The following is a 22,592-nucleotide window of genomic DNA, read 5'->3' on the forward strand; positions in this document are numbered from 1 at the left end:
CGGTTCGGAGTGAGGGTCAACGGCCGGTCCATGACGGGTCAACGGCCGGTCCATTAGCCCGGTTCAAGGGGCCGGTTCAAGGGGTCTCGGAGGGCGGTTCGCACCAGGGTCATGAACCGCCCGTCGGCAGGGTCAGCCTGTCCGGATGAACCCGGTCCAACGAAGGTTCACGGCACGCGGAGCCGGAGCGGTTCCGGTGCACCATCAGGTCCAACCAGCATTGGGTCACCAAAAACCCCCACATGCCGCCGTGAGCTCCTCTAAACCGATTCACGCGTGCCGGGCCGCACGATCCCTCGAGGGCCGCACAGAGCCTCCTGTGGTCTCTCCTGGGCCAGGTTCATGAGCCGCGATGTGCCTGTGCCTGAGGGGGTCGCGGACAGGTCCACCATGAGGGGGTACCACTCGTGCAACGGGTTGGCCACGGACGGGTCCGCGGCCGAGCGCGGCCTGGGTGGATCGCAGGGAAACGGCCGCGACTGCATCTCAGGTAGTGGTCCTCGGCGGCGAACTCTGATTGTTGAGGAAAGGGGTCAGCAACCGTCGTATCGCGGTGGGCCTCAGCCGCACGGCATGCCCCTGCTTCGAGCTGAGCTGGAGCAACCTTTGAGGGGACACCAACAACACCGGAGCTCGGGCCCCGCATGAATCAAGCGAGGTCAGATCTGGCTGCGCGTCCTCCAGAGCGAGGCCACCCCTCCCTCCAGCCCGGAAGCGACTCATTCAACTTCGCCTTCCTGGCCGCATCAAGCTTTCCTTGACGGTGGCTGATGCGCTGCACGTGCAGCCAGACTCCAAGGATTCTTTCCGCCTCGTCGGCGAAGCCCTTGTGGCGGGGCCATCCATGGCCGGCGGCCAGGTATTCAGCCACCTCGTCTAGGCGGCGATGCCACCGAGTCTCGTTATCGGCCCGCCAGGTTGAAGGGGCTTCCCAGCCGGGGATAACGCTCAAGGCTTCCCGGTACGTCGCCGAGAGTGTGCCGGACACGACGTCCTGCCGGCGGCGGTGCAGCCAGGCACCCAGGGCTCGTTGCCGTGCGGTCCTCTCGCTGGTGGTGGGCAACCGTCCTTCCGTCTCGTAAAACGCCAGGATGTCTTTGAGGTTCCTCATCCCGGCCGACGTTTGGCGAGCGACTTTTACCAGAGCCGCCTCATGGGCATCTTTCAGACCGGCTTCTTGCCGTATGGCAAGGCTGAGGTGATAGCGGACCGTACTGGCTGCAGCGCCTGCGACTGCTGCGATCTTCTGGGACGGGATGCCCTGGCGGTACATCTGCACCCACTCCGGGTCAGGAGCCCGGCGTTTGAGCGAGGTCATCGTCGGTGACAGCTACACACTGCGCAGCAACCTGGCGTCGCTCATGGCCGGCATTCGTCTGGTGTTCGCTATCTGGTTCGTATTCATCGTTCCCCCTGACTCTGCAAGCTCCGGCCATCTATTCGTCGAGGGACCAGGCCTTGCTGACGAATGTCACGTGGCAGTCCCTGGCTTACTGGGTTTTTCCTCGACAATGGCGGCCTAGAGTTGTCAGGTGGAGATTTCAGGCACCGTTGAAGACGCGGACGGCGTGCAGAGCCGAATTACTGCAGACGGCGGAAGCTACGAAGAGGCCAGAGCTGCGTTGGACACCAAGATCCCGGAAGTCCACCGGCTGATTGTGATCCGCACGCTCTAGCCGCCGTCTCTTACGTCTCTAAGGGGCTCTCAGTCTTCTCGCTGGCGACGAGCTGGTGCTGCTTCATCTCCACCGTGAGAAACATGGCACGCAGGCCGGTCACCGCTCCCCCGCCGATGCGGCTTGGTGCCTCATGAAGGCAGCCACCGGTCAGACGGGCGACTGTTCCTTTGCGAGGCACTTCAAACAGTCCACTGCTTCAATGACGCTGGTGACACCGATGTACTCGCTTTGTCCGCACCGGGGGCTCAAGTCGACACCGTGCCCGATCCAAGTGCCCTTGACCTCCGGGTCGTAGTGCAACAGGCACCGGTGCGGGGGCTCGTGAATCTTCTTCGCCATGGTTGTCTCCCTCTCCTGGAACGTCGCTTGCACAGCTACGTTGTATGCCAGCGTACCCACATGTCGCCGCTTTGCCTTAGCACTGGCGCCACATCTGCGACACGGGTCCCCAGTAAGCACCCGCACCGAATCCCGACCTTCACAAGATCGTCCAGTTAGGCTCGGATAGACCGCACGTCAGTGGGCGGCCGTACCGGTGTAGACCCTGAGGAACAACCATGAAGATCGAGACCGTCACGCAGGAAGGAGACTGCGGCGCCCTCCGCTACCCCCTCCCGGAACATACGGTCTTCGAACCCGGTCATTCCCCGAGGGGCCAAAACCTTGTTGGCTGAATCAGAGGATGAGGCCTTGAAGTGGTGGGACCACCGGCGTAATGACGAAAAGACCTTCCGGACCGTAACCCTGCGTGCAACACGCTCATGCCACTGGATCTGCCCGGACTGCCAGCTCTCATTTGAAGAGCGGGTCCTCGAGATGACCGTCAGACGCCACTCGTGCCCTGACTGTAGCGAGAAGCGACAAGCTGAGTGGGTCGCGGAAGTCGATCGATTCCGAACCACCCCGGTCGCGGACGTTCCCGAACTGGCCGCTGCATGGGCTGACGAAGCCGACCCGAAAACTGTCATGGTTTCAGGCGACTGGCAGTTGCGGCGCTTCAGGTGCCCCGTAGGACACCATCCCAGGCTTGATCCACTACGGTTTCTCACGGCGGGCTGCCCGAGTTGCCGGGCTATTGAGACCCGCCGGACCCAGAAGAACTGGCTGGCGGACATCCTGCCGGAGATTGCCTCGCAGTGGCACCCGACCCTCAACGGCAAGCTCACCACTCAGGACGTTGTGTGGGACTCCAAGAAAATTGTTCATTGGAAGGCCGACTGCTGCGGTCATGAATGGCAGGACAGCCCTCGGAACCGTGACAAGTACGAGAGACTGCGGTGCCCGAAGTGCAAAACCATTCTTGGGTCGTTGGCCTGGCAAGACCCTGGCCTGGCCGCCGAGTGGAGCCCATCCAACCCCCTGAGCGCATGGGACGTCCGGCCACATGCCGCTACGCCATTCCTGCCGCAGTGGATCTGCGCGACCAACCCGTCCCACGTATGGGACAGTCCCCTCAGTGCCCGGTCCAACGGAGCAGAGTGCCCGGACTGCCGGGAGGCAGGAAAATCAAAGGTCGAGCTGGCCCATTTCGCCGCCGCCAAGGAAATCTTTAAGGGCGCCCGGTCCGGCGCCAATCTCCGCTCCAAGCAGTTCTCCACCCGCAAGAATTGGACGGCCGACATCTACGCGAAGGTGGATGGGAAGGAGCTGGTCATCGAATACGACGGCGCTTACTGGCATTCAGCGCCCGCGAAGATCATCACAGACGAACGTAAGACCCTGGATCTGCTGGCCGCCGGCTTCCTCGTAATACGCCTCCGCGAGGACGGTCTGCCTCGGCTCCCCATCCACCATCAGCACTACAGGGAGATCCGGGTGTATTCCAGTGCCCCGCGACCGAAGACCGCTATGGAAGCGATAGCCGGCTGGCTCAATCAGCTGTGAGGCCTCTCCATAGCGACTATCCCCAGATCCACCGGAAGCCACAGCCCTGGACTGTGAACCCTGCAGCCGTGGGCGGGACGTAAATCGTGAACTGTGGGGCGATGCTGATGAAGTTGTTGGCCATGATATTCCCTTGAGCGTCGGAAACTTCCCAGTAGCAGTTCTCGACCGACTCCCCCTGAGACTGCCACGTACCCGGCTGCGCAGTCTTACCCACGAGGTACTTCCCCGAATAGACAAGCTTTCCGTTGGCCTTGTCCGATTCAAGGGCTAGCCCGGCACTAGCACTGGCTTCCAGCGCGGCACGCTTGGGGTGGTCGGGGCACAGCGTCAGGGCGGCTGCGATCTCCTTGGCCTGACCTTCACTGACGGTGCCGTTGAAGTAGAGGCCTGCGGTCTGGGCGCACAGGGAGTACAGGAACTTTGCTGTGTCCGGAGACTTTCCGCCGGATGCGTCACCGGCTGCCTTCTCCGCGGCAGAAGGCTTGCCTGCGGCAGTGTTGACCGTGCAGAAGTCGAAAGGCTGGGCCCAGGCCGCCCGGTAATCGGTGACGGTGACAGCAGGCCCGTCGCTGCCGACCCTGCAACGCAGATCGTAAGTAAGGCCGGCTGGAGTGGCCGTGGGCGTTGGGCTTGCCGTCTTCGTGGTCTTGGCAGGCGTTGGCGTTGGGCTCGCCGACGTGGACTTGCTCGGCGTTGGAGACGTCGTCGTGGAAGCCTCAGGAGCACCGGCGGCGCAGCCGGCCATCACCAGCGAACAGGCCACTAGCAGTGCAGCGTACAGCGTCGATTTCAAAACATCCCCCAATGGTCGGAGCGCTTCACTGCGCCACGTGAGCAAACAGTACCGGCCCACTGGCGGCGGTCCGAGAAGTGACGGGAGTTCTGCGAATCAAGCCCGTCATATTCGATCTTCTGCCCCGCGGCTATGTTCAGTGTCCGCCGGAAAGCTCGATGTAGCGGGCGCCGGCGGTCTCCAGCAGCTGAATGGCTTCAAGCAGGAGGGCTGCGAGCATCCCATACCGGATCGTCATCTGGAACTGAGCTCCTGTCGCAGTCCGGGTGCCTTCGATTTCCTGCAGTTCGTTCGTCGAGGTCTGAGCCCACACCTTCCCGTGCGCATGTCCGCTTGCAAGCTGCCATGCGGCCAACCAGGGAAAGACCACGTTTGAGTGCAGTCGCTCCAAATCCTTGAGCATCTTCGTCATGGTTGGCAGGCCCTCGTTCTTGCTCAGAGGGTTCCACCCTGCCAGCCCAGCGAGCTCTGCCACTTCCTGCATCCGAGCGCGGCGCTGGGCCTTCACCGACGGCTGGCCCATGGTCTCGCGCAGGGCGGCGCTCTTACCAACCTCGTCTACACCCAGCTGGATCCTTCGTTTGATCCGTAGGGTGCCGTTCACGGGTTCCAGCAGCCACAGGGCTGCGGCTGCGGAGTCCAGAGCGTTCCGCACCAGGGCGTAGGCGCCAAAGGGGCTGGCCACCATGTGGAATTTGCCATCAGATTCATGGACCATCATCAGCTTCAAGGAAGCGATGCAGCCCATGGCCACCGAGAGCTGGCCGACGGCGTAGCCGGAGACGGGGTAATGCGGACACCGGATGTCGTCCAGGGACAGAGCGGAACCTTCAAGCGGCTCCAACCGGCGCTCCAGGGCGGCATCGATTTCTTCTGTCCTGGAGAACAGCCGCATGATCCATTGGCTGTACTGGACTTCTTCTTCGTCATCGACCGCGAATTTGATCACGGCCTGAAGTCTAGGGGCAGTGGGCTTGAGCCGCGGACAGTTGTAGAGCACGATTCCGCCCGGACGGGAGCCCCAGTCACAAGCCGACAAGAAACCACATCCACTTTTGTCCACTTTGAAGGAGGGTTTATCCACCTCTATCCACCCTCTATCCACTTCGCCGAAAATCTCTCGATGCCCCCTGCATCCCTTTATTTACAAGGAAGTTGTCTCTCCTATTTAAGTTCTATCCACTTTGTCCACTTATTTCCAAGAGGGCCCTCGCATAGAGAGATTCTCCTTCCCTCCGATGCATGTCCGTTCGTTCGTGCCCATGACATCTAGATGGGGAGCTCCTCTACTGAAAAGGTGGACAAAGTGGATCGAATCCCAAAAATCCGCGCCAGTACTGGGATGCAAGACCATGAGCGAAGTGGAGAGCAGGTGGATAAGGGTGGACAAAGCTCCCCGCAAAGTGGACAAAACCGGGTTCCAGGCCGAAAGATCGCTTCAATTACCTGCCTGAGACTGACCTGACAGCCAATCTCCGCTAAATGAACCCCTATCCCGCGATTCGCGACACCTTTCCTTGTGCAACGGATTTGTTGATGCCACAGTAGAATGCATGAAGAAAGAGGAAATCGCGGTCATAGATTCGGTGCGCGGACTCATGGACAGCCAACGGGTCGCCACATACCTTGGAGTCCCACGGGCGACGATCCGCTCGTGGGCCAAGAGAAAGACCGACGGCATTGCGGGAGTGCACACAAAATTCCCCGACCCGCTCCCCGAGCAGCTCGGCGGGACCACCTTGTGGGATGAGAATGAGATCCGCGCCTTCAAGGCCGTTTACGACGCGGAGATGCAGCCTCGCAAGAAATTGCCATTGAAAGATGCATCGGATGTGTTGCGGGCTGTAGAGTCATAGCCATGAAAACTGACCACCCACCACTTCAGTTCATGACCAACGGGGAAGTCTCTGCATTGATGAAAGTCTCCGCGGCCACAACCCGATCCCGGATCCACCGCACGACCAAGGGCAAGAGCAGCCCCGGCTTCCCTGAGCCGCTGGGAAAGATTGCCGGCGCCTGGATTTGGGACCGCGCGGCAGTGAACCGGTTCTTCGCGGAAAAGAGTCTCTCCTAGAAACGCCAGACACACGAATAGACCCGGTCCCAGTGGGACCGGGTCTCCTTTTATGTGGGAGCAGCCCCGCCCTGCTGATCAGCTTGCCTTCCGGCTCCATGCAGGATTCCCGCCCTTGCGTTCGTGTTGCTGAACGCTGACACCGAATCGCACGACGTCTGCCACATCGTAGAGGGCAGCTGCGTTGACCAGGAACGCCTGGGTCGGGTCCTGAGGGTCGGGCACGGGTTCTGGAAAGTCGACGTGGATCGCGGTGGAGGCCGGCCGGCCGCGCTCGACCCAGTCCATATGCCGTTTACGCCAGGCGCGGATCGTGTTCTCTGTGACACCGAGGAACTCTGCCATATCCCGGGTCTGGACCAGGCCACGGAGGTTCCTCGGTTCTTCTCGCTGCATCCGTCAAGTTTCACAGAACGGCGCGCATGTTGCAACGAAGGTGTTTCATCCCTAAACTTTACAGCAACAGTTATGTTGCATAAAACAAGGACTATCGGAGTGTAAGTGACCCATCCCAAAGCGGCGCGCATCAGCCCGGATAGCCGGCCGATCGCCTACGGCGCAGCAGCCCTGGCCTCTGCGATCTACCTGGGCGCCTTCGCCACCTCGTTCTTCGGCCAGGCCTCCCTGGCGAAGTTCATGCTGATCCCCGAGCAGCTCCAGTATGTTGCCCCGGCCGTCATAGACCTCGCACTGATCCTCTTCACTATGGCCACCCTGGTCCGTCGATCCCGCGGCGAGTCGACCCTGATCACCAACCTCATGACCTCGTTCTGGACAACCGTCAGCATCACCGCCAATATCGTCCACGTCCTCATTCCGGCAGGCCCGCAGTCGTCCTGGTCCGCAGGCACCTATGCCGGCGCGGCACTATCCGCGCTGATGCCCCTGGCCGCCCTCGGTGCCAGCCTGGTGATTGAAAACGTCCTGATTGCCCGCCCTGAGCCCGAAGCGGTCGCCGGGCCGGCGGTTGCCGCAAAGCCTGTCAGGCCTCCGTCTCCGGCACTTGCTCAGCCCAAGCCTAAGGCCGCTGCCCTCACCTCCGCCCCCTCGCCTGCGAATGACGCATCCCCGGTGGTCGAGCCCGTCGCGGAGGCTACGGCACCAGTGCAGGCGCCCGGGCCCCCGGTCGTTGCTGCCCCGCTGCCGGCCTCGCACACACCCCAAGTCCGCAGGTTCGTCGACGCGTCGAAAGTCGACTGGGAGGTTCTTACTAGGGCGGAGCGATGGGATCTGGTCCAGTCCATGAAGGAGAAGGACCACACACTCTCCAACCCCGTAATTGCCGAGCATCTCGGGGTGTCCCTCTCCACCATCAAGCGCCTCAAGCCAGAGGAGCAGGAATTCGAGCCCGCATAAGAAGCCTTCACGAAGCCCCGGACTGCGCCCAGTCCGGGGCTTCCCTTCTCCCGGAATCTGACTTCCCCTTCCCCTGTCCGAAAGGGAGAAGTTGCACAGGTGAAACGTGAGGACACTAGCGACCATGGCGAGGGGTTCAATTCACCACCATGCCAGGTTAGGCCCCGCTCCACTTAGGCTATTAGCGCCGCGTGCCCAGCCGCCACATCTCCTGCTACGCCGCCTTCGCCGGATTCCCCGTCCGCGATAGCGCCGCCCGACTGGCGCGCTCCACGGCGGCCAACGTCTGTGCATGCAGGGCGGGGTCGTACGAGACCGTCCCGCTCAGCCCTTGAGCCTCACGGGTCCTAGTCATCCACTCAAGGATCTCGATGTTCGTTTCCATACATTTCTCTATGCGGGCACGGCCGCCACGGCTGTCAGCTTGCATTTAGCGCCTCCACTCCGGGGCCAACCTGTCCGGGTCGAAGGCCTTGAGCCCCGTCACTTGTCGCCTCGGCAGGACGACGACCCTTACGAATACGGAATCCAGCACTGCGCGCTGAGCGCTGACCGACATGTCGTCCCAGGCGTCTCTGACCATTTCGCCCGTGCTGAGACTAGGAGCCCGGACAACTGGAACCGGCAGCGCGGCCTTCGCCCGCTCAATAGCTGATTTCGCGGCCATCCATTCACCACGGGCGATAACTCCCAAGGCGTAGTCGGCGGCCAGTTCCTCGAGCCGAGAGTCGAGGGCCCCAAGCTTTTCAAGCCACTTATCGGATTCCTCACTTTGACCAAGCACGATGGCATCGTGAAGCTGGAAAGCGGCTGCGACTACCCATGCCTCCGTTTCGGCGGCGACTATGGTCGTCCCCCCACAGGCTGCGGCGCCAACGTTTCTCGGACAACGGTACGAGGGCTTCTTCGATTTCCCGTTGATGCACTTGACCATTCCGGTTCCACATTTTGAACACCTAAGGAGACCGGTGAGGAGATGCTTCCGGGGCCCTCCTCTTTTGGCCCCCGACCGACCGGGGGCAAGCTTTGCTCGCAGCATCGCGGAAACCTCTTCGGAAACAATTGCAGCCCACTGGCCTTTAGAAGCGACCTTCCCCTTATGGACTCGAAGACCAGCGATCCGAGGCGCTTTGAGTATGTTGACAATGCTCGCAGCCCGCCATGACGCTCCCTTGGCAGTAAGGACCCCTCGCTCCGTCAGGTCGCGCGCAATCGCATTGAACCCTTCCCCTGCAAGAACCCGGGCAGCCATTTCCCGAATGATGATGGCCTCCTGCTCGATGACCGTTCCATCTGCCGTGAATCCGTAGCACTTGCGGCCGGGCCATGCGCCGGACTCGGCGAGTTCGAGATGCTTCCGGATGAGCCTCATGCGTGTCTTCGCCACTTCCCCGCCGGCGAAGGCCGTTACGACTCGGGCGAGGGTCAGTCCGTCTGGAGTGCTGAGGTCGATGTCTCCGTTGGTCGACGAGTGGATGCCAATGCCTGTCGCCGTAGCCAAGTCGATCCAGTCCTCGAGCTCACGTGAATTCCGGTGGAGCCGGTCCGCCGAATAAACGACAACGACGTCCACCGCCCGCATCTCCATCAGCGCCTTGAGCTGATCATAATCCGGCCGTACTTTCCCACCTGAGGCGGAGATGTCGTTGTCCTCGAATTCTGCGACGACCTCCCAGTTGTGTTTCGCCGCGAGGGCACGGCAGTCCTTCAGCTGGCGTGCAACGCCGAGCCCTTCAAGCTGGAGATCCTTGGAGATGCGGGTGTAGATGGCGGCGCGCGCACGGGCGCCTTCTCGTTGAGCGTTCATGCTGGTTCTCTATGCGCGGATGCTTGTGGCGGGTGCTGCCCTGAGTACACGTCATGATTAACTCATCACTTCATGGGCCGAGTTTGCGTGAACGGTGCACATCCCCGGAAGTCCACTATTTAATGCGATCAGCATGTCCAGGCTTTCCGCTTCCCGTACCTCTCCCACGACCAAGCGGTCCGGGCGCATTCGGAGGGCTTCCTTTACAAGCCTGCGCAGTGGGATCTCGCCTTCGCCTTCGAGGTTGGGCTGCCTGCATTGGAGTCCGACGACGTCCCGGAGCGGGAACTGGAGTTCGAAGATTTCCTCGACCGTAATGACGCGCTCACGGCTGCCGATGCTCGCTGCCAGGCAGTTGAGCATGGTGGTCTTGCCCGCCTGGGTTGAGCCTGACACGAGGATGTTCAGTCCGCTGGACACCGCTGCACCGAGGAATCGGGCGGACTGTGGTGTCAGGGTTCCAAGCTCGACCAGGTGCTCCAGGCGGCTGGCCTTCACCACGAACTTGCGAATATTCACGGCCCAGTGCCTGCGGGTGACATCTGGAATAACTACGTGGAGTCTCGAACCATCAGGCAAGGCTGCGTCCACGAAGGGCGATGACATGTCCAGGCGGCGGCCGGAACTCTTCAACATGCGTTCCACGAGATCGCGAACCTGCTGGTCCGTGAGGCTGAGTGAGGTCAGTTCCGACTCGCCGTTCCTGGCCACGTAGATTTCGTTGGGCGCGTTGATCCAGACTTCCTCGATGGTCGGATCGTCCAGCAGCGGCTGAAGGACACCGAAGCCGGCCACCGCGTCAAAGACAAACCTGCGGGCGGCCTCCAGCGGACCAATCGGAGGCAGCGGCCCCATGAGCGCCCGTTCGTCGTAGTCGCTGACAGCCGCCTCGACCAGGCGGCGGACCTCGCCCGCCTGCCGCAGCGGATCAAGACCCCGACGGCGGATCAGCTCGCGGACTTCGTCTTCCACGATTCGCACAGCGTCCATGTAGTTCCCCAATACAACTGCCGCCCCCGGCGGAGGCAGTTCAACTGGGTACAGCCTAGGGAGCGTACAGCACGCCGCCAAGTCATATGAGTCGGGCTGTGGATAACAGTGACGCATCTTTCACATTGGCAACAAGGGAAACTCTGGTTACTGCAGACACTGCGGTGTTAGGGTAGGCGCGTTAAGTCTCGATATTGCAGTTCAGTGACTCCTGAACTGCAACCCACTTGTGACGCGCTCACGTCAGCGCCGTATTGTCTCCGGAGCCAAAATGAAGCGGAACCAGTCCAACAGTCATCGTCCCCTCCTGCAAGTCTTGGGGACAGCAGTTTTGGCCGCCGCTCTCGTCGCGGGCCCCGGACTGGCGGGGGTCGCTTTCGCTGTTGAACCGACCCCGACTCCGCCGCCTTCAACATCCGCGCCGACGCCGACCTCATCGGCGGTATCGACGCAGGTCCCGGAATCAGCTACGACTCCAACACCTGCGCCGGCTGCACCCGTGCCATCAGTCGCACCGGCTCCGACGACCCCACCCTCTCCTGATCCGGCATCTGGCAGCATCAACGAGTCCATGGCTGCGGCTGTTGGCGTCGGCGGTGCGGAAATGGGCCAACGGTCCGCCAGAGTGGCAGCGACATCTTCAAGCACCAGCTTTAAAAGGCTCAGCACTGAGGCCCTCGGAACCGAAGGCACCTGGATGCCGACGTTTGGAATCCAAGGATTGGACGTAAGCGGCCACCAGCCCAGCGTGGATTGGCAGCACCAGTGGAACATGGGCGCCCGATTCGCGTACGTCAAGGCCAGCGAGGGCAACTACTATACGAACCCGTCCTATAGTTCGCAGTATCAGGGTTCGCGCAATGTCGGAATGGTTCGGGGGGCTTACCACTTCGCAATCCCCAACTGGTCCTCCGGAGCAGACCAAGCACGGTACTTCGTACAAAACGGTGGTGGCTGGACCGCCGACGGGTACACCATGCCGCCTGTCCTAGACTTCGAGTTCAACCCCTACGAAGGCCGTACCATCAACGGTTTTTACTTCGGCAACACTTGCTACGGCATGTCGCCTGCGCAGCTGGGCTCCTGGGTCCGCGACTTCGGCAACACAATGCAGTCATTGACCGGACGGGTTCCCGTTATCTACACCAACACCAGCTGGTGGAATCAGTGCCTCGGCAATCCCTCAGGTTTTGGTGACTACCCGCTGTGGGTCGCTGCCTACCCGAGTTCGCCTACGAACAACGCGGGACCGGTTCCTTCCGCAAGCTGGAGCACTTACAGTATCTGGCAGTACAGCAGCACCGGGCCATTGGCGGGTGACTCGAATGTCTGGAATGGAGACTACTCGGGACTGAAAGCCTTCGCCTCTAGCGGCATTCCGCCTGCGGCCACTCAGCAGATCGGTGCGTACAGGTCCAGTTATCCCGCCTTGGGCAACACGACCACTAGTATCGTATGCGGCCTCGCGAATGGTGGCTGCTACCAGGGCTTCCAGGGCGGAACCGTGATGTGGTCAGGGTCCTCCGGTGCTTTCGCGGTGATAGCCGGTCCTGTCGCGGCAGCTTGGCGGGCCACCGGGGCCGAAGGCGGCCCGGCTGGTTATCCAACAAGCGATATTGTCTGTGGCCTGAAGGACAATGGCTGCTTCCAGAATTTCCAAGGCGGGAGCATTCTTTCCTCGTCCACCTCCGGCGCGGCCCTGATTCAGCCCGGAGCGATACGCGACTACTGGGCCAAAAACGGCTACGAGAACGGACCTCTCGGGTATCCGACCAGCAACACCACCTGTGGGCTGCGCCTCTCCGGCTGTTTCCAACTGTTCCAGGCAGGTTCGGTCCTCTCCAGCAGCTCTACAGGGGCTCAGCTTGTGAAATCCGGCCCTATCCTTGACGCTTGGTCGCGCGCCGGATTCGAAAACGGCCTCCTGGGCTACCCCTCTGCGGATGCCACCTGCGATGCCACGAGTTGCACGCAGAGCTTCGTGGGTGGAGTGGTGGCGTGGACCGGCGCTTCAGGAGCCTGGCCCATCTTTATGGGCATGGCAGACTCCTGGAAGTCCGCCCGTTCGCAGTCTGTTCCCATCGGCTTCCCGATCGGCACTGAGGTTTGCGGCATCCGCGGCGGCGGCTGTTTCCAACTGTTCCAAGGCGGAACCCTACTGTTCTCACCGGCAACAGGCGCGTTTCCCGTCACCGGCCGGACGCTGGACTACTGGCAGAAAACCGGATTCGAGAACGGTTCTCTGGGTTATCCCACGTCCTTCGCGGTGTGCAACCTTCCCGACAGCGGATGCCTGCAGTCATTCGAGCACGGCACCGTGACCTACTCCGCCGCCACGTCCATCCAAACGGTCACCGCCGGGGCAATGCGTGATGGATGGAACGCCTACGATTCCGTTACCGGCTCCCTTGGCTACCCCACCTCCCCCAAATACTGCGGGCTAGCAAACGACGGATGTTTCCAGATGTTCGCCAAAGGCGCCCTGATGTATTCCCCGTCGACCGGTGCACATCCCAGCCTCAACGGGCCGATCCGGGACCTTTGGCAACGGGAGGGCTTCGAGAATGGCCGCCTTGGCTACCCGGCGTCGACCGTCCTGTGCGGGCTGCGGAACAGCGGCTGCTTCCAGAACTATCTCGGCGGTAGCGTCATGTGGTCTCAGGCTACCGACGCGCACGCCTTGCACTTTGGCCCCATCAGGGATGCCTGGGTCAAGTCAGGTTTCGAAAACGGCTCGCTGGGCTATCCGGCCAGCGCCCAGATTTGCGGACTGCGCGACGGCGGCTGCTTCCAGAACTTCGAAAAGGGCACTGTGATGTGGTCGCCGCAGACCGGTGCGCAACCAGTTACATCGGCGGCGATCCAGACGCGCTGGGCCCAGGCAGGTTTTGAATCGGGTTCATTGGGCTACCCGACCAGCGGATCTGTCTGCGGGCTCCGCAACGGCGGCTGCTTCCAGAACTTCGAAAAAGGAACCATCATGTGGTCCGCTGCCAGCGGCGCCCATCCGATGGTTCCGGGTCCAATCCAACAAGCCTGGGCAGGGCAAGGATTCGAGAACGGCACCCTCGGCTACCCCACGGCGCCGCAGACGTGCACCACCGATGGGCAAAGCTGCGCCCAAACTTTCCAAAGTGGCAGGATCGAATGGACCGCCCTTGGCGGGGCCAAGATCCGGCCATAGACGCAAAAGGCCGGAAGGCGGGACCCGTTACGGGTCCCGCCTTCCGGCTTTAACGAGTCCGGCCTAACGGCCGTGTTCGAGGAGGTTCAGGAGATACTGCCCGTACCCGCTCTTGACCAACGGCTCGGCGCGCTGACGGAGGTCGTCGTCGTCCAGGAACCCGAGACGCCAGGCGATTTCTTCAGGAGCGCCGATCTTCAGGCCCTGACGGTTCTCCGTTGTCCGGACGAAATTCGACGCGTCGTTGAGGTCATTGAAGGTCCCTGTATCCAGCCAGGCGGTGCCACGGGGCAGAATTTCGACCTGCAACTTGCCGCGCTCAAGATAAGTTCGGTTCACGTCGGTGATCTCAAGCTCGCCCCGGGGAGAAGGCTTCAAGTTCTCTGCGATCTCTACAACATCGTTGTCATAGAAGTAGAGGCCCGGCACTGCGTAGTGGCTTTTGGGCTCTGCCGGCTTTTCCTCGAGTGAAATTGCTTTACCGTTGCCGTCGAACTCGACCACACCGTAAGCCTTCGGGTCCGCGACCCAGTATCCGAACACGGCCCCGCCGTCGATGTTCTCAAAGCGGCGCAGCTGCGTGCCCATGCCGTGCCCGTAGAAGATGTTGTCACCCAGCACCAGGGCCACGGTGTCATCGCCGATGTGCTCCTTGCCCAGGACGAAAGCCTGGGCAAGGCCATCCGGTGCAGGCTGCTGCTTGTAGCTGATGGAGACGCCAAAACGGGAGCCATCGCCCAGAAGACGCTCGAACTGCTCGGCGTCGTGAGGAGTGGTGATGATGAGGATGTCCCTAATGCCTGCAAGGATCAACGTCGAAAGTGGGTAGTAGATCATGGGCTTGTCGTAGACAGGAACGAGTTGCTTGCTGACGCCCAGGGTGATGGGGTGAAGCCGAGAGCCGGTACCGCCGGCAAGTATTATTCCGCGCATGCCCCCCATCTTTCCCTTCGCTAATGGCCGCGGCAAATCCGGTAGTCTTGGGAACTATGCAGCGACTTCTTGTTACCGGTGGTGCCGGGTTCATTGGTTCGAATTTTGTCCACTACGTTCTTGAAAACACTGACGATCACGTCACAGTGCTGGACAAACTGACGTATGCAGGGAACATCGAGTCTCTGAAGGGACTCCCGGAGGACCGCTTCACATTCGTTGAGGGTGACATTGTTGACGCCGCCGTGGTGGACGGTCTCGTTGCGGCCTGCGATGTGCTGGTCCACTACGCTGCCGAGTCGCACAACGACAATTCGCTGCATGACCCGCGGCCGTTCCTGGACACCAACATCATTGGCACGTACACGCTGATCGAGGCGGCCCGGAAGCACAACAAGCGTTTCCACCACATCTCCACCGACGAGGTCTACGGCGACCTGGAGCTCGATGACCCGGAGCGGTTTACCGAACAGACCCCGTACAACCCGTCCAGCCCGTATTCCTCCACGAAGGCTGGTTCGGACATGCTGGTCCGGGCTTGGGTGCGGTCCTTCGGGCTGCAGGCCACCATCAGTAACTGCTCGAATAACTACGGCCCGTACCAGCACGTGGAGAAGTTCATCCCGCGCCAGATCACTAACGCGATAGACGGGATCCGCCCCAAGCTCTACGGCAAGGGCGAGAACGTCCGTGACTGGATCCACGCGAACGACCACTCCTCGGCGGTGCTGGCCATCATCGCCAAGGGCCGGATCGGCGAAACATACCTGATCGGCGCCGATGGGGAAAAGAACAACAAAGACGTTGTGGAACTCATCCTCAAGCACATGGGCCAGGCCCCGGACGCCTACGACCACGTCGTGGACCGCGCGGGCCATGACTTGCGCTACGCCATCGATTCGAGCAAGCTCCGCGGCGAACTCGGCTGGGAACCGCAGTTCTCCAACTTCGACGCCGGCATCGAGAACACGATCGCCTGGTACCGGGACAACGAGGACTGGTGGCGGCCGCAGAAGGCCCAGACCGAAGCCAAATACAAGGAACAGGGCCAGTAGTCGATGTCGATCGAGTTCGCCAAAAAACTAAACGCCCTCGAAACGCCGATTCCCGGCGTCGTCCTTTATGACCTGCCGGTACACGGTGACAACCGGGGCTGGTTCAAGGAAAACTGGCAGCGCGAGAAAATGGTGGCCCTGGGGCTGCCGGACTTCCGCCCGGTGCAGAACAACATCTCATTCAATGAGAAGGCCGGCACCACCCGCGGCATCCACGCCGAGCCTTGGGACAAGTTCATCTCAGTCGCGACGGGCAGGATCTTCGGGGCCTGGGTGGATCTGCGCGAAGGCCCATCGTTCGGTGCCATCTTCACCGCCGAGCTCGATCCGAGCAAGGCAATTTTCATTCCCCGCGGGGTCGGCAATGCCTTTCAGACGCTCGAGGACAACACCGCGTACACATACCTCGTCAACGACCACTGGTCCGCCGATGCGCAGGGCCGGTACACCTTCCTGAACCTTGCCGACGAAACGGCAGGCATCCAATGGCCCATCCCCCTGGGGCAGGCAGAGCTTTCCGACAAGGACAAGGCCCACCCGCGCCTGCACGATGTCACGCCCATGCCGCCCAAGAAGATTCTTGTGTTGGGTGCTAACGGCCAGCTGGGCAAAGCCCTCCGGGACCTGTACGACGGCGATACCTCAGTCGAGTTCGCCAGTCGCGCAGAAATCGACCTCACGGCTGAAGACTCCCTCGCCACGGTCAACTGGAAGAACTATTCGACGGTCATCAACGCCGCCGCGTTCACTGCAGTCGACAACGCTGAGACCCCTGAGGGCCGTGCGGCCGCCTGGAGTGTCAACGTGACAGCAGTGACGCAACTGGCACGAATTGCCGTCGACCACGACCTTACCCTCGTCCAGGTGTCGTCGGACTATGTCTTCGACGGAACGGAAAAGACCCACGGCGAGGACGAGCCACCCACACCGCTGGGCGTTTATGGCCAGACCAAGGCCGCAGGAGACGCTGTTGTCAGCGTCGTGCCCAGGCACTACATTGTGCGCACGAGCTGGGTCATTGGGGATGGCAACAACTTTGTTCGCACTATGGCTTCGCTGGCTGCCCGCGGGATCAACCCTTCCGTTGTCGACGATCAGTTCGGCCGGCTGAGCTTCACAACCGACATCGCCGCCGGCATCCGGCATCTGTTGGAATCCGGGGCGGCGTACGGCACCTATAACCTCACCAATGACGGTCCCGAGCAGTCTTGGGCTGACATTGCAGCAGATGTGTACGAACTCTCCGGAGCGTCGCGGGAATCAGTGACCGGGGTGTCCACTGACGTGTATTTTGAGGGCAAGTCGGCTTCGCCGCGTCCCCGTAACAGCAGTCTGGCACTGGACAAAATCAAAGCGAGCGGTTTCGCACCTGACATGTCCCGCGCGCGCTTGGCCGCGTATCTGAAGGACGGGGTCTGACAATGGTTGCGCAAATACGCAGACATGACACTCTGGTGATCATGCCCGCCTGGAACGAATCCGAAGCCATTGGTAACACCGTCCAGGAGGTTTTCACCTTCGGGCCGCCCTGCGACATCCTCGTCGTTGATGATGGCTCCCGGGACAGCACGGCAATGGTGGCCCGCGAAGCCGGGGCCACCGTCATTCAACTTCCTTTCAACATGGGAGTGGGCGGCGCAATGCGGACAGGGTTCAAGTACGCCAAAAAGCACGGCTACGAGCGGGTTATCCAGGTTGATGCTGACGGTCAACACGATCCCCGAGACATACAAGCGGTCCTAGATGGTTTGGCCCACGCTGATATCGCAATCGGTGCCCGTTTCGCTGACAAAGGTGAGTACGTTGTCAAGGGTCCTCGAAAGTGGGCCATGAACGTGCTGGCATGGACTATTTCACGAATTGCCGGAACTCGTTTGACCGATGTCACGTCGGGATTTCGCGCCGGGAACACTAAGGCGATCCGTCAATACGTTGACCACTACCCGGCCGAATACCTCGGCGACACCATTGACTCCCTGGTCGTCGCGATCCGCTCGGGATGCACTGTCCATCAAGTTGGCGTTTCGATGCGTGAAAGGCAGGGGGGTGCCCCGAGCCACGATCCACTGAAGGCTGCGATCTACCTCGGTCGCTCCGGACTGGCGTTGATCTTCGCCTTGACACGCAAAAAATCCGAACCATCGTCCAACTAGGAACCTGATATGTCGCTACTCATGGGATCCATCGTCGTCGTGGCGATCCTCTTTTTCGTTTTTGAGATGCTTCGGCGGCAAAAGCTGCGTGAAAAATACGCTGTTCTGTGGATCATCATCGGACTCGGGACTCTTTTGCTGTCCGCCTTCCCAGGGCTGCTGGAGCTCGCCAGCAGGCTAGTGGGGATCCAGGTTCCCGCGAATCTTCTCTTTATCATGACGCTGGTTCTTTTGGTCGGCGTCTGTCTCCACCTCTCCCAGGAGCAGTCCCAGGCCGAGGACGAGGTCCGCATTCTCGCCGAGGAGGTCGCAATCTTAAGACAGGACATGACGGAGCTCCGGCGGCAGCTTGATGCTTCAACTTCCTCCGAGGGCACCAACGGAGCGGCCACTAAGTGAAGTTCCAAAACGTGCACTAAAGAATGAGGCGGCCATACCCAATCGGGATGGCCGCCTCATTCATTATTCGATGGTCAGCTGACGATGTGCTTAGCGAGTCGCGGCAGGGAATCAAACCTTCCACGGGCAATGGCCTTCAGCACGAGAGAGCCAGCGTTCAGCCGTGACGTTGTGTGGAACGCGGCCGCCAGGGAGGCCTTGTTCCAGCCCAAGTCCTTGAAGCGCTTGGCTTGCAGTTCAAAGAAATTGCGCTCCTCGTCAAAACGCCGACCGTCCATCGCACGGACGGACGAATCTGAGGCCGAGTGGCGACGGTAAAGGAACGACAGGGTCGGATCAATGATCATTGAGCCGCCTTCTGCGGCGATGTCCAGCAGCAGAGCCAAATCCTGTACAACATCCAATCCTTCAGTGAAACCAATGCGGGTCATTGTTTCCGAACGCCAAGCAAGCGACGGGAAGTATGCCCAGTCGGCACGGACAAGGCTCGTGGCCATGGCCTCCCCCTTGAGCTCCATACGTTCGCTTGTCTTCGGGGCGTACAGCTTCTTGACTGCGTCCACGAGGGGATTGCAGGCGATGCCCTTCTCGTCAATGACCTGGACCCCGGGCTGTACGACATCGGCGTTCGGATAAGCCGAGAATGCACCCACCACAATATCGAGATAGTTCGGCAGCATGATATCATCGGCGCCCATGATCACGACATAATCGGCCTCGACCATGGTCAGCGCCTTGCGGTAGTTGCCATTGGCGCCAAGGTTCTGCTCATTCTTCAAGTACGTCACGCGCGAGTCAGTGATGGTCGAGAACCACCGCTCGGGTTCCGGATCCGGATACCCGTCATCAATGACGACGAGGCGCCAGTCCTGGTTCTCCTGATTCATCACGCTGCGCGCGGCGAGTTTCATCTGATCGACATCGCCGTAGTATGGCAACATTACGTCAACGGTCATGGACCTGAGGTTCCTTCCGTAGTTTCCGCCCGAAGCACTCGGCGGCTGAGTCCCCTCGATTATAGTTGACCGCCCCGCGTCCAGTTCGATTCGTCTGCCTTGCTAGACTGCTGAAGGACCGGCCCCGCCCCGCCGGCGCATAACGGGGGCCTAAACAGAAAGCAATCCTGATGGACCCCACCCCCGGCGTGACTCCACGTGTGAGCGTATGCCTGGCCGCCTACAACGGCGCCACCCACATCGAAGAACAGATCAAGTCCATCATCTCGGAGTTGGATACCCACGACGAACTGATTGTGGTGGACGACAAATCGACCGACCACACCGCGGACATCGTGCGTGGCATCCAGGATGACCGCATCCGAATCATCCAGGCGGCCGTCAATGCGGGGTATGTCCGTACCTTCGAAAGGGCGCTAGGCGAAGCCCGCGGGGAGTTCGTGTTCCTCTCCGATCAGGACGACGTTTGGATCCCAGGCCGCGTTGAGGCCATGATCTCTGCCATGGATGGCAAAGACATGGTCGCGAGCAACTGCGAGCACTTCGACGGCCCACTTGGAACATTCCACGAAATCCGCCTCCGGGCTGAGCACTCCGAACATTCCGTGCGCAACCTCATCGGAATCGTCGTCGGATACCGCCTGCACTGGGGGTGCGCAATGGCTGTCCGCAACAAGATTCTCAACCAGATCCTGCCTTTCCCGCAGCACATGGCGGAGTCACATGACCAATGGATCGCCATGGTCGGCAACGTTAACCGTTCCATCACCTACCTCGAAGCAGACACTATTCGTCACCGCCTGCACGGTGAGAATCTCACGCCGCGGGGAATCCGCTCGGCGTCGAAAATCGTCCGCGCGCGTGTGGCTTTTGTTCGAAATGTCCTCGAAGCGGTCCGGCGCGCACGCCTGGCAGCAAGGGCAGCATGACGGGCAGCGAATCGTCGGACAAGGTCCGGCAAAACTCGGAGGTCTGCGCTGTTGTCTCCGCGTTCAATCCCGGTCCGGAAAACGTCGAGAATATCAAGTGGCTATTCCGCTTTGTGAGCAGGGTTGTCATCGTCGACGACGGCTCCCCTCGTGACGTCACCGACACGATGTGCGCTTTCGAGCAACTGGGGGCAGTCGTCGTCCGCCTGAACACAAACTCCGGTATCGCGAAGGCCCTCAACACCGGGATCCAGGAAGCACGCAAACGCTGGAATCCCGAGTGGATCGTCACGATGGACCAGGATTCCCGCTTCTCCGGGGATTACATCACCGCCGCCTTGGCGACCGCCCATGCTTCTGATCACCCTGACACTCTGGGCATGGTCTGCGCCGAGTCCCACAATCACGCAGCGCTTCCTACGCTGGGAGGCACGCGTGAGCCGGAAGTCTTCGACCCCATGACGAGCGGCAGCATGATCCGTTCTGAAGTCTTCGATGCCGTGGGCTATTTCGATGAAGACTTCTTTATCGATTGCGTAGACACTGAATTCAACGCCCGGCTTCGCGACCACGGCTTCCGTTCGCTCTCCGGTCGCGGCTGCGACCTCGAGCACAGCCTAGGTAATGCCAGGCCCATGAAAATCTTTGGCTGGCGGGTCCGCGTAGGGCAGAAGAAGCTGAACGTTTATTACCACCCTCCGTTCCGTGTTTACTACATCACCCGGAATTCCTTGGTCATGGCCCGCAGGTTCGCCGGAAAACAGCCGGCATGGGTGCTTCGTCGCTTGTACATGGAGGTCCAAAGCCATATCGTCCGCTTCGTATACGGTCCCAACAGGCGAAAGCACCTCATCGCGGCCATGGCGGGAGCAAAAGATGCCTGGACGGGCCGCATGGGTAAGATCGATGACGCCCTTGCCGCCCGTTTGCGCTAAAACCGCGCCAGATCAGCTATCGAAGATCGAGAGAATACCGTGAGCAACGCACGCAAGATATTTGTCCTCTACCACCGCGGTTTGCGCACCGGAGGCCCCGAAGCACTGCATCAGCTGGTGTCAACACTCCGGGAGTTGGGGCAGGACGCCTATCTCGTGCCCCACTACACCACCGCAGCTACACCCCGCGTCGCCCAGTACTCCATCTATGACGCGCCGGAAGCCGACACGATCGAAGACACTGCGGGCAACATCGTAGTGGTGCCCGAGACGTTCATCGAAGACGTGTTCGCGTACAAACACGCCAAGAAAATGATTTGGTGGCTGAGCATAGACAATGCGCTGACTTTCATGGGCGAACGCCTCTGGCAGCGGACCACCGGCGGCCTGCCGACAAAGATCCGCGAAACATGGGTGCCGTTCCTGCGCATGCTGAAGCACGGGGACACCCCCTTTCAGATGCGGCAGCGGCGTGACATCGTGCATCTAGTGCAGTCCTCATATGCGTGGTCATTTATTGCCAGCCGGCTGAACACCGTCCCTTCACTGCTTTCTGATTTCACTCCCCAGGATGAATTCGGCCCAGCAAATGAAGCAAAACGCAACCCGCGGCTGGTGACCTATAACCCGGCTAAGGGCGCCCACATCATCGACGCCGTCAGGAAGGTTTGCGATCCTGGAATTGAATGGTTGCCGATTCAGGGCATGACGCGCGCAGAAGTCGTCAGCACCCTGCAGACATGCGGTGTCTATCTGGATCTCGGGCATCACCCCGGGAAAGACAGAATGCCCCGCGAAGCCGCACTGTCTGGAGCTTTAGCAGTTGTCGCGCGACGCGGCTCGGGAGCATACTTCGCTGACGTCCCGATTCCGTGGGAGCACAAAATCATGCCGGACGACAACGAAGTTTCGGCTACTGCCGCCGCGCTTCCCCGGCTGATGGACAACCTCTCGGAGGAGATCCGCAAGCAGGATGCCTACCGTTCTGCGATAAAGGCCGAACGGGAGCGCTTCCGGAAGGAAGTGACCGACATTTTCATCGATAACCGACTCGGCAAGGACGCATATGACTACATGTAGTATGCAGCGCGCCCACCCCGGAGTTTTCCCAGCATGATCAAGAGGATTGCCGCGTTTGCGGGATTACCGCTCCTATCTTCGCTGGCATCCTTCATCCTGCTTCCGATAGTTGCAAGGGTCGGCGGGGCGCCGGTATGGACTTCACTTGCGCTCGGCCAAGCCATCGGGGCCATCGCCGCGATCGTCGTCGGTCTTGGATGGTCCCTCACCGGGCCAGCAGCCGTCGCATCCTCTGCGGATGAGACTGTCCGGCGCCGTCATTACGCCGTGAGTTTTGCAACACGTTCACTGATGTTCCTCGGTACTATCCCCCTCATGTTTGTTGCCTTGGGCCTCGCCGGGGATCCTGCCAACTTCTGGCTGGCCTTCCTCATGGCCTGCG

Annotated in this window: 22 protein-coding genes and 1 pseudogene; 14 read left to right on the forward strand and 9 right to left on the reverse strand. The window is 60.8% G+C overall.

All coding sequences use genetic code 11. The features are described 5' to 3' along the window. Positions 1–649: 649 nt before the first annotated feature. Positions 650–1,111, reverse strand: coding sequence for a helicase associated domain-containing protein (locus tag NG697_RS12670; protein WP_252614401.1), 462 nt, complete (start codon positions 1,109–1,111; stop codon positions 650–652). Between the two features lie 193 nt (positions 1,112–1,304). Between NG697_RS12670 and NG697_RS12675 the strand changes: the two genes are divergently transcribed. Next, a complete protein-coding gene (locus NG697_RS12675) occupies positions 1,305–1,523 on the forward strand; it encodes a hypothetical protein (protein WP_252614402.1) in 219 nt (72 codons plus the stop codon). Positions 1,524–1,532: 9 nt separating this feature from the next. Continuing rightward, positions 1,533–1,676, forward strand: a complete 144-nt coding sequence (locus NG697_RS12680; protein ID WP_252614403.1) for a hypothetical protein — start codon at positions 1,533–1,535, stop codon at positions 1,674–1,676. 150 nt (positions 1,677–1,826) lie between these two features. Here NG697_RS12680 and NG697_RS12685 read toward each other — a convergent pair whose 3' ends face one another. Beyond that, positions 1,827–2,018, reverse strand: a complete 192-nt coding sequence (locus NG697_RS12685; protein WP_252614404.1) for a hypothetical protein — start codon at positions 2,016–2,018, stop codon at positions 1,827–1,829. Between the two features lie 351 nt (positions 2,019–2,369). Here NG697_RS12685 and NG697_RS21545 point away from each other — a divergent pair, with 351 nt between their 5' ends. Then, complete coding sequence (locus NG697_RS21545; RefSeq protein WP_509908556.1) at positions 2,370–3,563, forward strand: zinc-ribbon domain-containing protein; 1,194 nt, start codon at positions 2,370–2,372, stop codon at positions 3,561–3,563. A gap of 16 nt (positions 3,564–3,579) precedes the next feature. Here NG697_RS21545 and NG697_RS12695 read toward each other — a convergent pair whose 3' ends face one another. Both NG697_RS12695 and NG697_RS12700 read right to left on the reverse strand, forming a co-directional pair. Further along, positions 3,580–4,359 (reverse strand): Rv1352/Rv1906c domain-containing protein, encoded by a 780-nt coding sequence (locus NG697_RS12695; protein ID WP_252614406.1) that lies wholly within the window; start codon positions 4,357–4,359, stop codon positions 3,580–3,582. 136 nt (positions 4,360–4,495) lie between these two features. Beyond that, the gene (locus tag NG697_RS12700) at positions 4,496–5,308 is read right to left on the reverse strand and encodes a hypothetical protein (RefSeq protein WP_252614407.1); all 813 of its coding nucleotides are present in this window, start codon (positions 5,306–5,308) and stop codon (positions 4,496–4,498) included. Between the two features lie 604 nt (positions 5,309–5,912). Between NG697_RS12700 and NG697_RS12705 the strand changes: the two genes are divergently transcribed. Both NG697_RS12705 and NG697_RS12710 read left to right on the forward strand, forming a co-directional pair. Next, positions 5,913–6,215, forward strand: coding sequence for a hypothetical protein (locus NG697_RS12705; protein WP_252614408.1), 303 nt, complete (start codon positions 5,913–5,915; stop codon positions 6,213–6,215). 2 nt (positions 6,216–6,217) lie between these two features. Beyond that, a complete protein-coding gene (locus NG697_RS12710; RefSeq protein WP_252614409.1) occupies positions 6,218–6,433 on the forward strand; it encodes a hypothetical protein in 216 nt (71 codons plus the stop codon). A gap of 78 nt (positions 6,434–6,511) precedes the next feature. Here the strand turns inward: NG697_RS12710 and NG697_RS12715 are convergent, their stop codons facing one another. Beyond that, entirely contained in the window at positions 6,512–6,829 is a 318-nt protein-coding gene (locus NG697_RS12715) for a hypothetical protein (protein WP_252614410.1), read from the reverse strand. A gap of 105 nt (positions 6,830–6,934) precedes the next feature. Between NG697_RS12715 and NG697_RS12720 the strand changes: the two genes are divergently transcribed. Continuing rightward, positions 6,935–7,789 (forward strand): DUF2637 domain-containing protein, encoded by an 855-nt coding sequence (locus NG697_RS12720; RefSeq protein ID WP_252614411.1) that lies wholly within the window; start codon positions 6,935–6,937, stop codon positions 7,787–7,789. Between the two features lie 430 nt (positions 7,790–8,219). On the opposite strand, the gene NG697_RS12725 is transcribed toward NG697_RS12720, so the two are convergent. After that, positions 8,220–9,596, reverse strand: a complete 1,377-nt coding sequence (locus tag NG697_RS12725) for a recombinase family protein (protein WP_252614412.1) — start codon at positions 9,594–9,596, stop codon at positions 8,220–8,222. Between the two features lie 60 nt (positions 9,597–9,656). Next, a pseudogene (locus NG697_RS12730) lies at positions 9,657–10,586 on the reverse strand (TadA family conjugal transfer-associated ATPase); the annotation flags it as partial. 697 nt (positions 10,587–11,283) lie between these two features. On the opposite strand from NG697_RS12730, the gene NG697_RS12735 reads away from it, so the two are divergent. Beyond that, positions 11,284–13,770 (forward strand): GH25 family lysozyme, encoded by a 2,487-nt coding sequence (locus NG697_RS12735; protein WP_374209921.1) that lies wholly within the window; start codon positions 11,284–11,286, stop codon positions 13,768–13,770. A gap of 63 nt (positions 13,771–13,833) precedes the next feature. On the opposite strand, the gene rfbA is transcribed toward NG697_RS12735, so the two are convergent. Beyond that, a complete protein-coding gene (rfbA, locus tag NG697_RS12740) occupies positions 13,834–14,703 on the reverse strand; it encodes a glucose-1-phosphate thymidylyltransferase RfbA (protein WP_252611661.1) in 870 nt (289 codons plus the stop codon). Positions 14,704–14,759: 56 nt separating this feature from the next. Here rfbA and rfbB point away from each other — a divergent pair, with 56 nt between their 5' ends. From rfbB to NG697_RS12760, 4 genes are read left to right on the forward strand one after another with little or no spacing between them, the layout of a single operon-like run. Continuing rightward, positions 14,760–15,758, forward strand: a complete 999-nt coding sequence (rfbB, locus tag NG697_RS12745) for a dTDP-glucose 4,6-dehydratase (RefSeq protein ID WP_252611659.1) — start codon at positions 14,760–14,762, stop codon at positions 15,756–15,758. Positions 15,759–15,761: 3 nt separating this feature from the next. Beyond that, positions 15,762–17,177: a sugar nucleotide-binding protein gene (locus tag NG697_RS12750; RefSeq protein WP_252614414.1), complete on the forward strand. Its 1,416-nt coding sequence runs from the start codon at positions 15,762–15,764 to the stop codon at positions 17,175–17,177. A gap of 2 nt (positions 17,178–17,179) precedes the next feature. Further along, positions 17,180–17,911, forward strand: coding sequence for a glycosyltransferase family 2 protein (locus NG697_RS12755; RefSeq protein ID WP_256472947.1), 732 nt, complete (start codon positions 17,180–17,182; stop codon positions 17,909–17,911). A gap of 9 nt (positions 17,912–17,920) precedes the next feature. Then, entirely contained in the window at positions 17,921–18,310 is a 390-nt protein-coding gene (locus NG697_RS12760) for a DUF2304 domain-containing protein (protein WP_058931954.1), read from the forward strand. Between the two features lie 74 nt (positions 18,311–18,384). On the opposite strand, the gene NG697_RS12765 is transcribed toward NG697_RS12760, so the two are convergent. Continuing rightward, positions 18,385–19,266 (reverse strand): glycosyltransferase, encoded by an 882-nt coding sequence (locus NG697_RS12765; protein ID WP_252614415.1) that lies wholly within the window; start codon positions 19,264–19,266, stop codon positions 18,385–18,387. A 170-nt stretch (positions 19,267–19,436) separates the two neighbouring features. Between NG697_RS12765 and NG697_RS12770 the strand changes: the two genes are divergently transcribed. Genes NG697_RS12770 through NG697_RS12780 form a run of 3 tightly spaced genes read left to right on the forward strand, consistent with a single transcriptional unit; the run spans position 19,437 to position 22,210 of the window. Next, a complete protein-coding gene (locus NG697_RS12770; protein ID WP_058931952.1) occupies positions 19,437–20,195 on the forward strand; it encodes a glycosyltransferase in 759 nt (252 codons plus the stop codon). After that, entirely contained in the window at positions 20,192–21,130 is a 939-nt protein-coding gene (locus NG697_RS12775; protein WP_252614416.1) for a glycosyltransferase, read from the forward strand. The genes NG697_RS12770 and NG697_RS12775 overlap by 4 nt, the downstream gene beginning before the upstream one ends. Positions 21,131–21,169: 39 nt before the next feature. Then, a complete protein-coding gene (locus tag NG697_RS12780; protein ID WP_252614417.1) occupies positions 21,170–22,210 on the forward strand; it encodes a hypothetical protein in 1,041 nt (346 codons plus the stop codon). The last annotated feature ends 382 nt before the right edge of the window (positions 22,211–22,592 follow it).

It is taken from the genome of Pseudarthrobacter raffinosi, from assembly GCF_023913835.1.
Taxonomy (GTDB): domain Bacteria; phylum Actinomycetota; class Actinomycetes; order Actinomycetales; family Micrococcaceae; genus Arthrobacter; species Arthrobacter raffinosi.

Bases quoted from the DNA above. Each gene is read 5' to 3' on its own strand.
- NG697_RS12725 (WP_252614412.1), bottom strand. From the start codon at position 9,596: ATGAACGCTCAACGAGAAGGCGCCCGTGCGCGCGCCGCCATCTACACC.
- NG697_RS12775 (WP_252614416.1), top strand. From the start codon at position 20,192: ATGACGGGCAGCGAATCGTCGGACAAGGTCCGGCAAAACTCGGAGGTC.
- NG697_RS12670 (WP_252614401.1), bottom strand. From the start codon at position 1,111: ATGAGGAACCTCAAAGACATCCTGGCGTTTTACGAGACGGAAGGACGG.
- NG697_RS12750 (WP_252614414.1), top strand. From the start codon at position 15,762: ATGTCGATCGAGTTCGCCAAAAAACTAAACGCCCTCGAAACGCCGATT.
- NG697_RS12755 (WP_256472947.1), top strand. From the start codon at position 17,180: ATGGTTGCGCAAATACGCAGACATGACACTCTGGTGATCATGCCCGCC.
- NG697_RS12760 (WP_058931954.1), top strand. From the start codon at position 17,921: ATGTCGCTACTCATGGGATCCATCGTCGTCGTGGCGATCCTCTTTTTC.
- NG697_RS12735 (WP_374209921.1), top strand. From the start codon at position 11,284: ATGCCGACGTTTGGAATCCAAGGATTGGACGTAAGCGGCCACCAGCCC.
- NG697_RS12765 (WP_252614415.1), bottom strand. From the start codon at position 19,266: ATGACCGTTGACGTAATGTTGCCATACTACGGCGATGTCGATCAGATG.
- NG697_RS12685 (WP_252614404.1), bottom strand. From the start codon at position 2,018: ATGGCGAAGAAGATTCACGAGCCCCCGCACCGGTGCCTGTTGCACTAC.
- NG697_RS12705 (WP_252614408.1), top strand. From the start codon at position 5,913: ATGAAGAAAGAGGAAATCGCGGTCATAGATTCGGTGCGCGGACTCATG.
- NG697_RS12710 (WP_252614409.1), top strand. From the start codon at position 6,218: ATGAAAACTGACCACCCACCACTTCAGTTCATGACCAACGGGGAAGTC.
- rfbA (WP_252611661.1), bottom strand. From the start codon at position 14,703: ATGCGCGGAATAATACTTGCCGGCGGTACCGGCTCTCGGCTTCACCCC.
- rfbB (WP_252611659.1), top strand. From the start codon at position 14,760: ATGCAGCGACTTCTTGTTACCGGTGGTGCCGGGTTCATTGGTTCGAAT.
- NG697_RS12715 (WP_252614410.1), bottom strand. From the start codon at position 6,829: ATGCAGCGAGAAGAACCGAGGAACCTCCGTGGCCTGGTCCAGACCCGG.
- NG697_RS12770 (WP_058931952.1), top strand. From the start codon at position 19,437: ATGGACCCCACCCCCGGCGTGACTCCACGTGTGAGCGTATGCCTGGCC.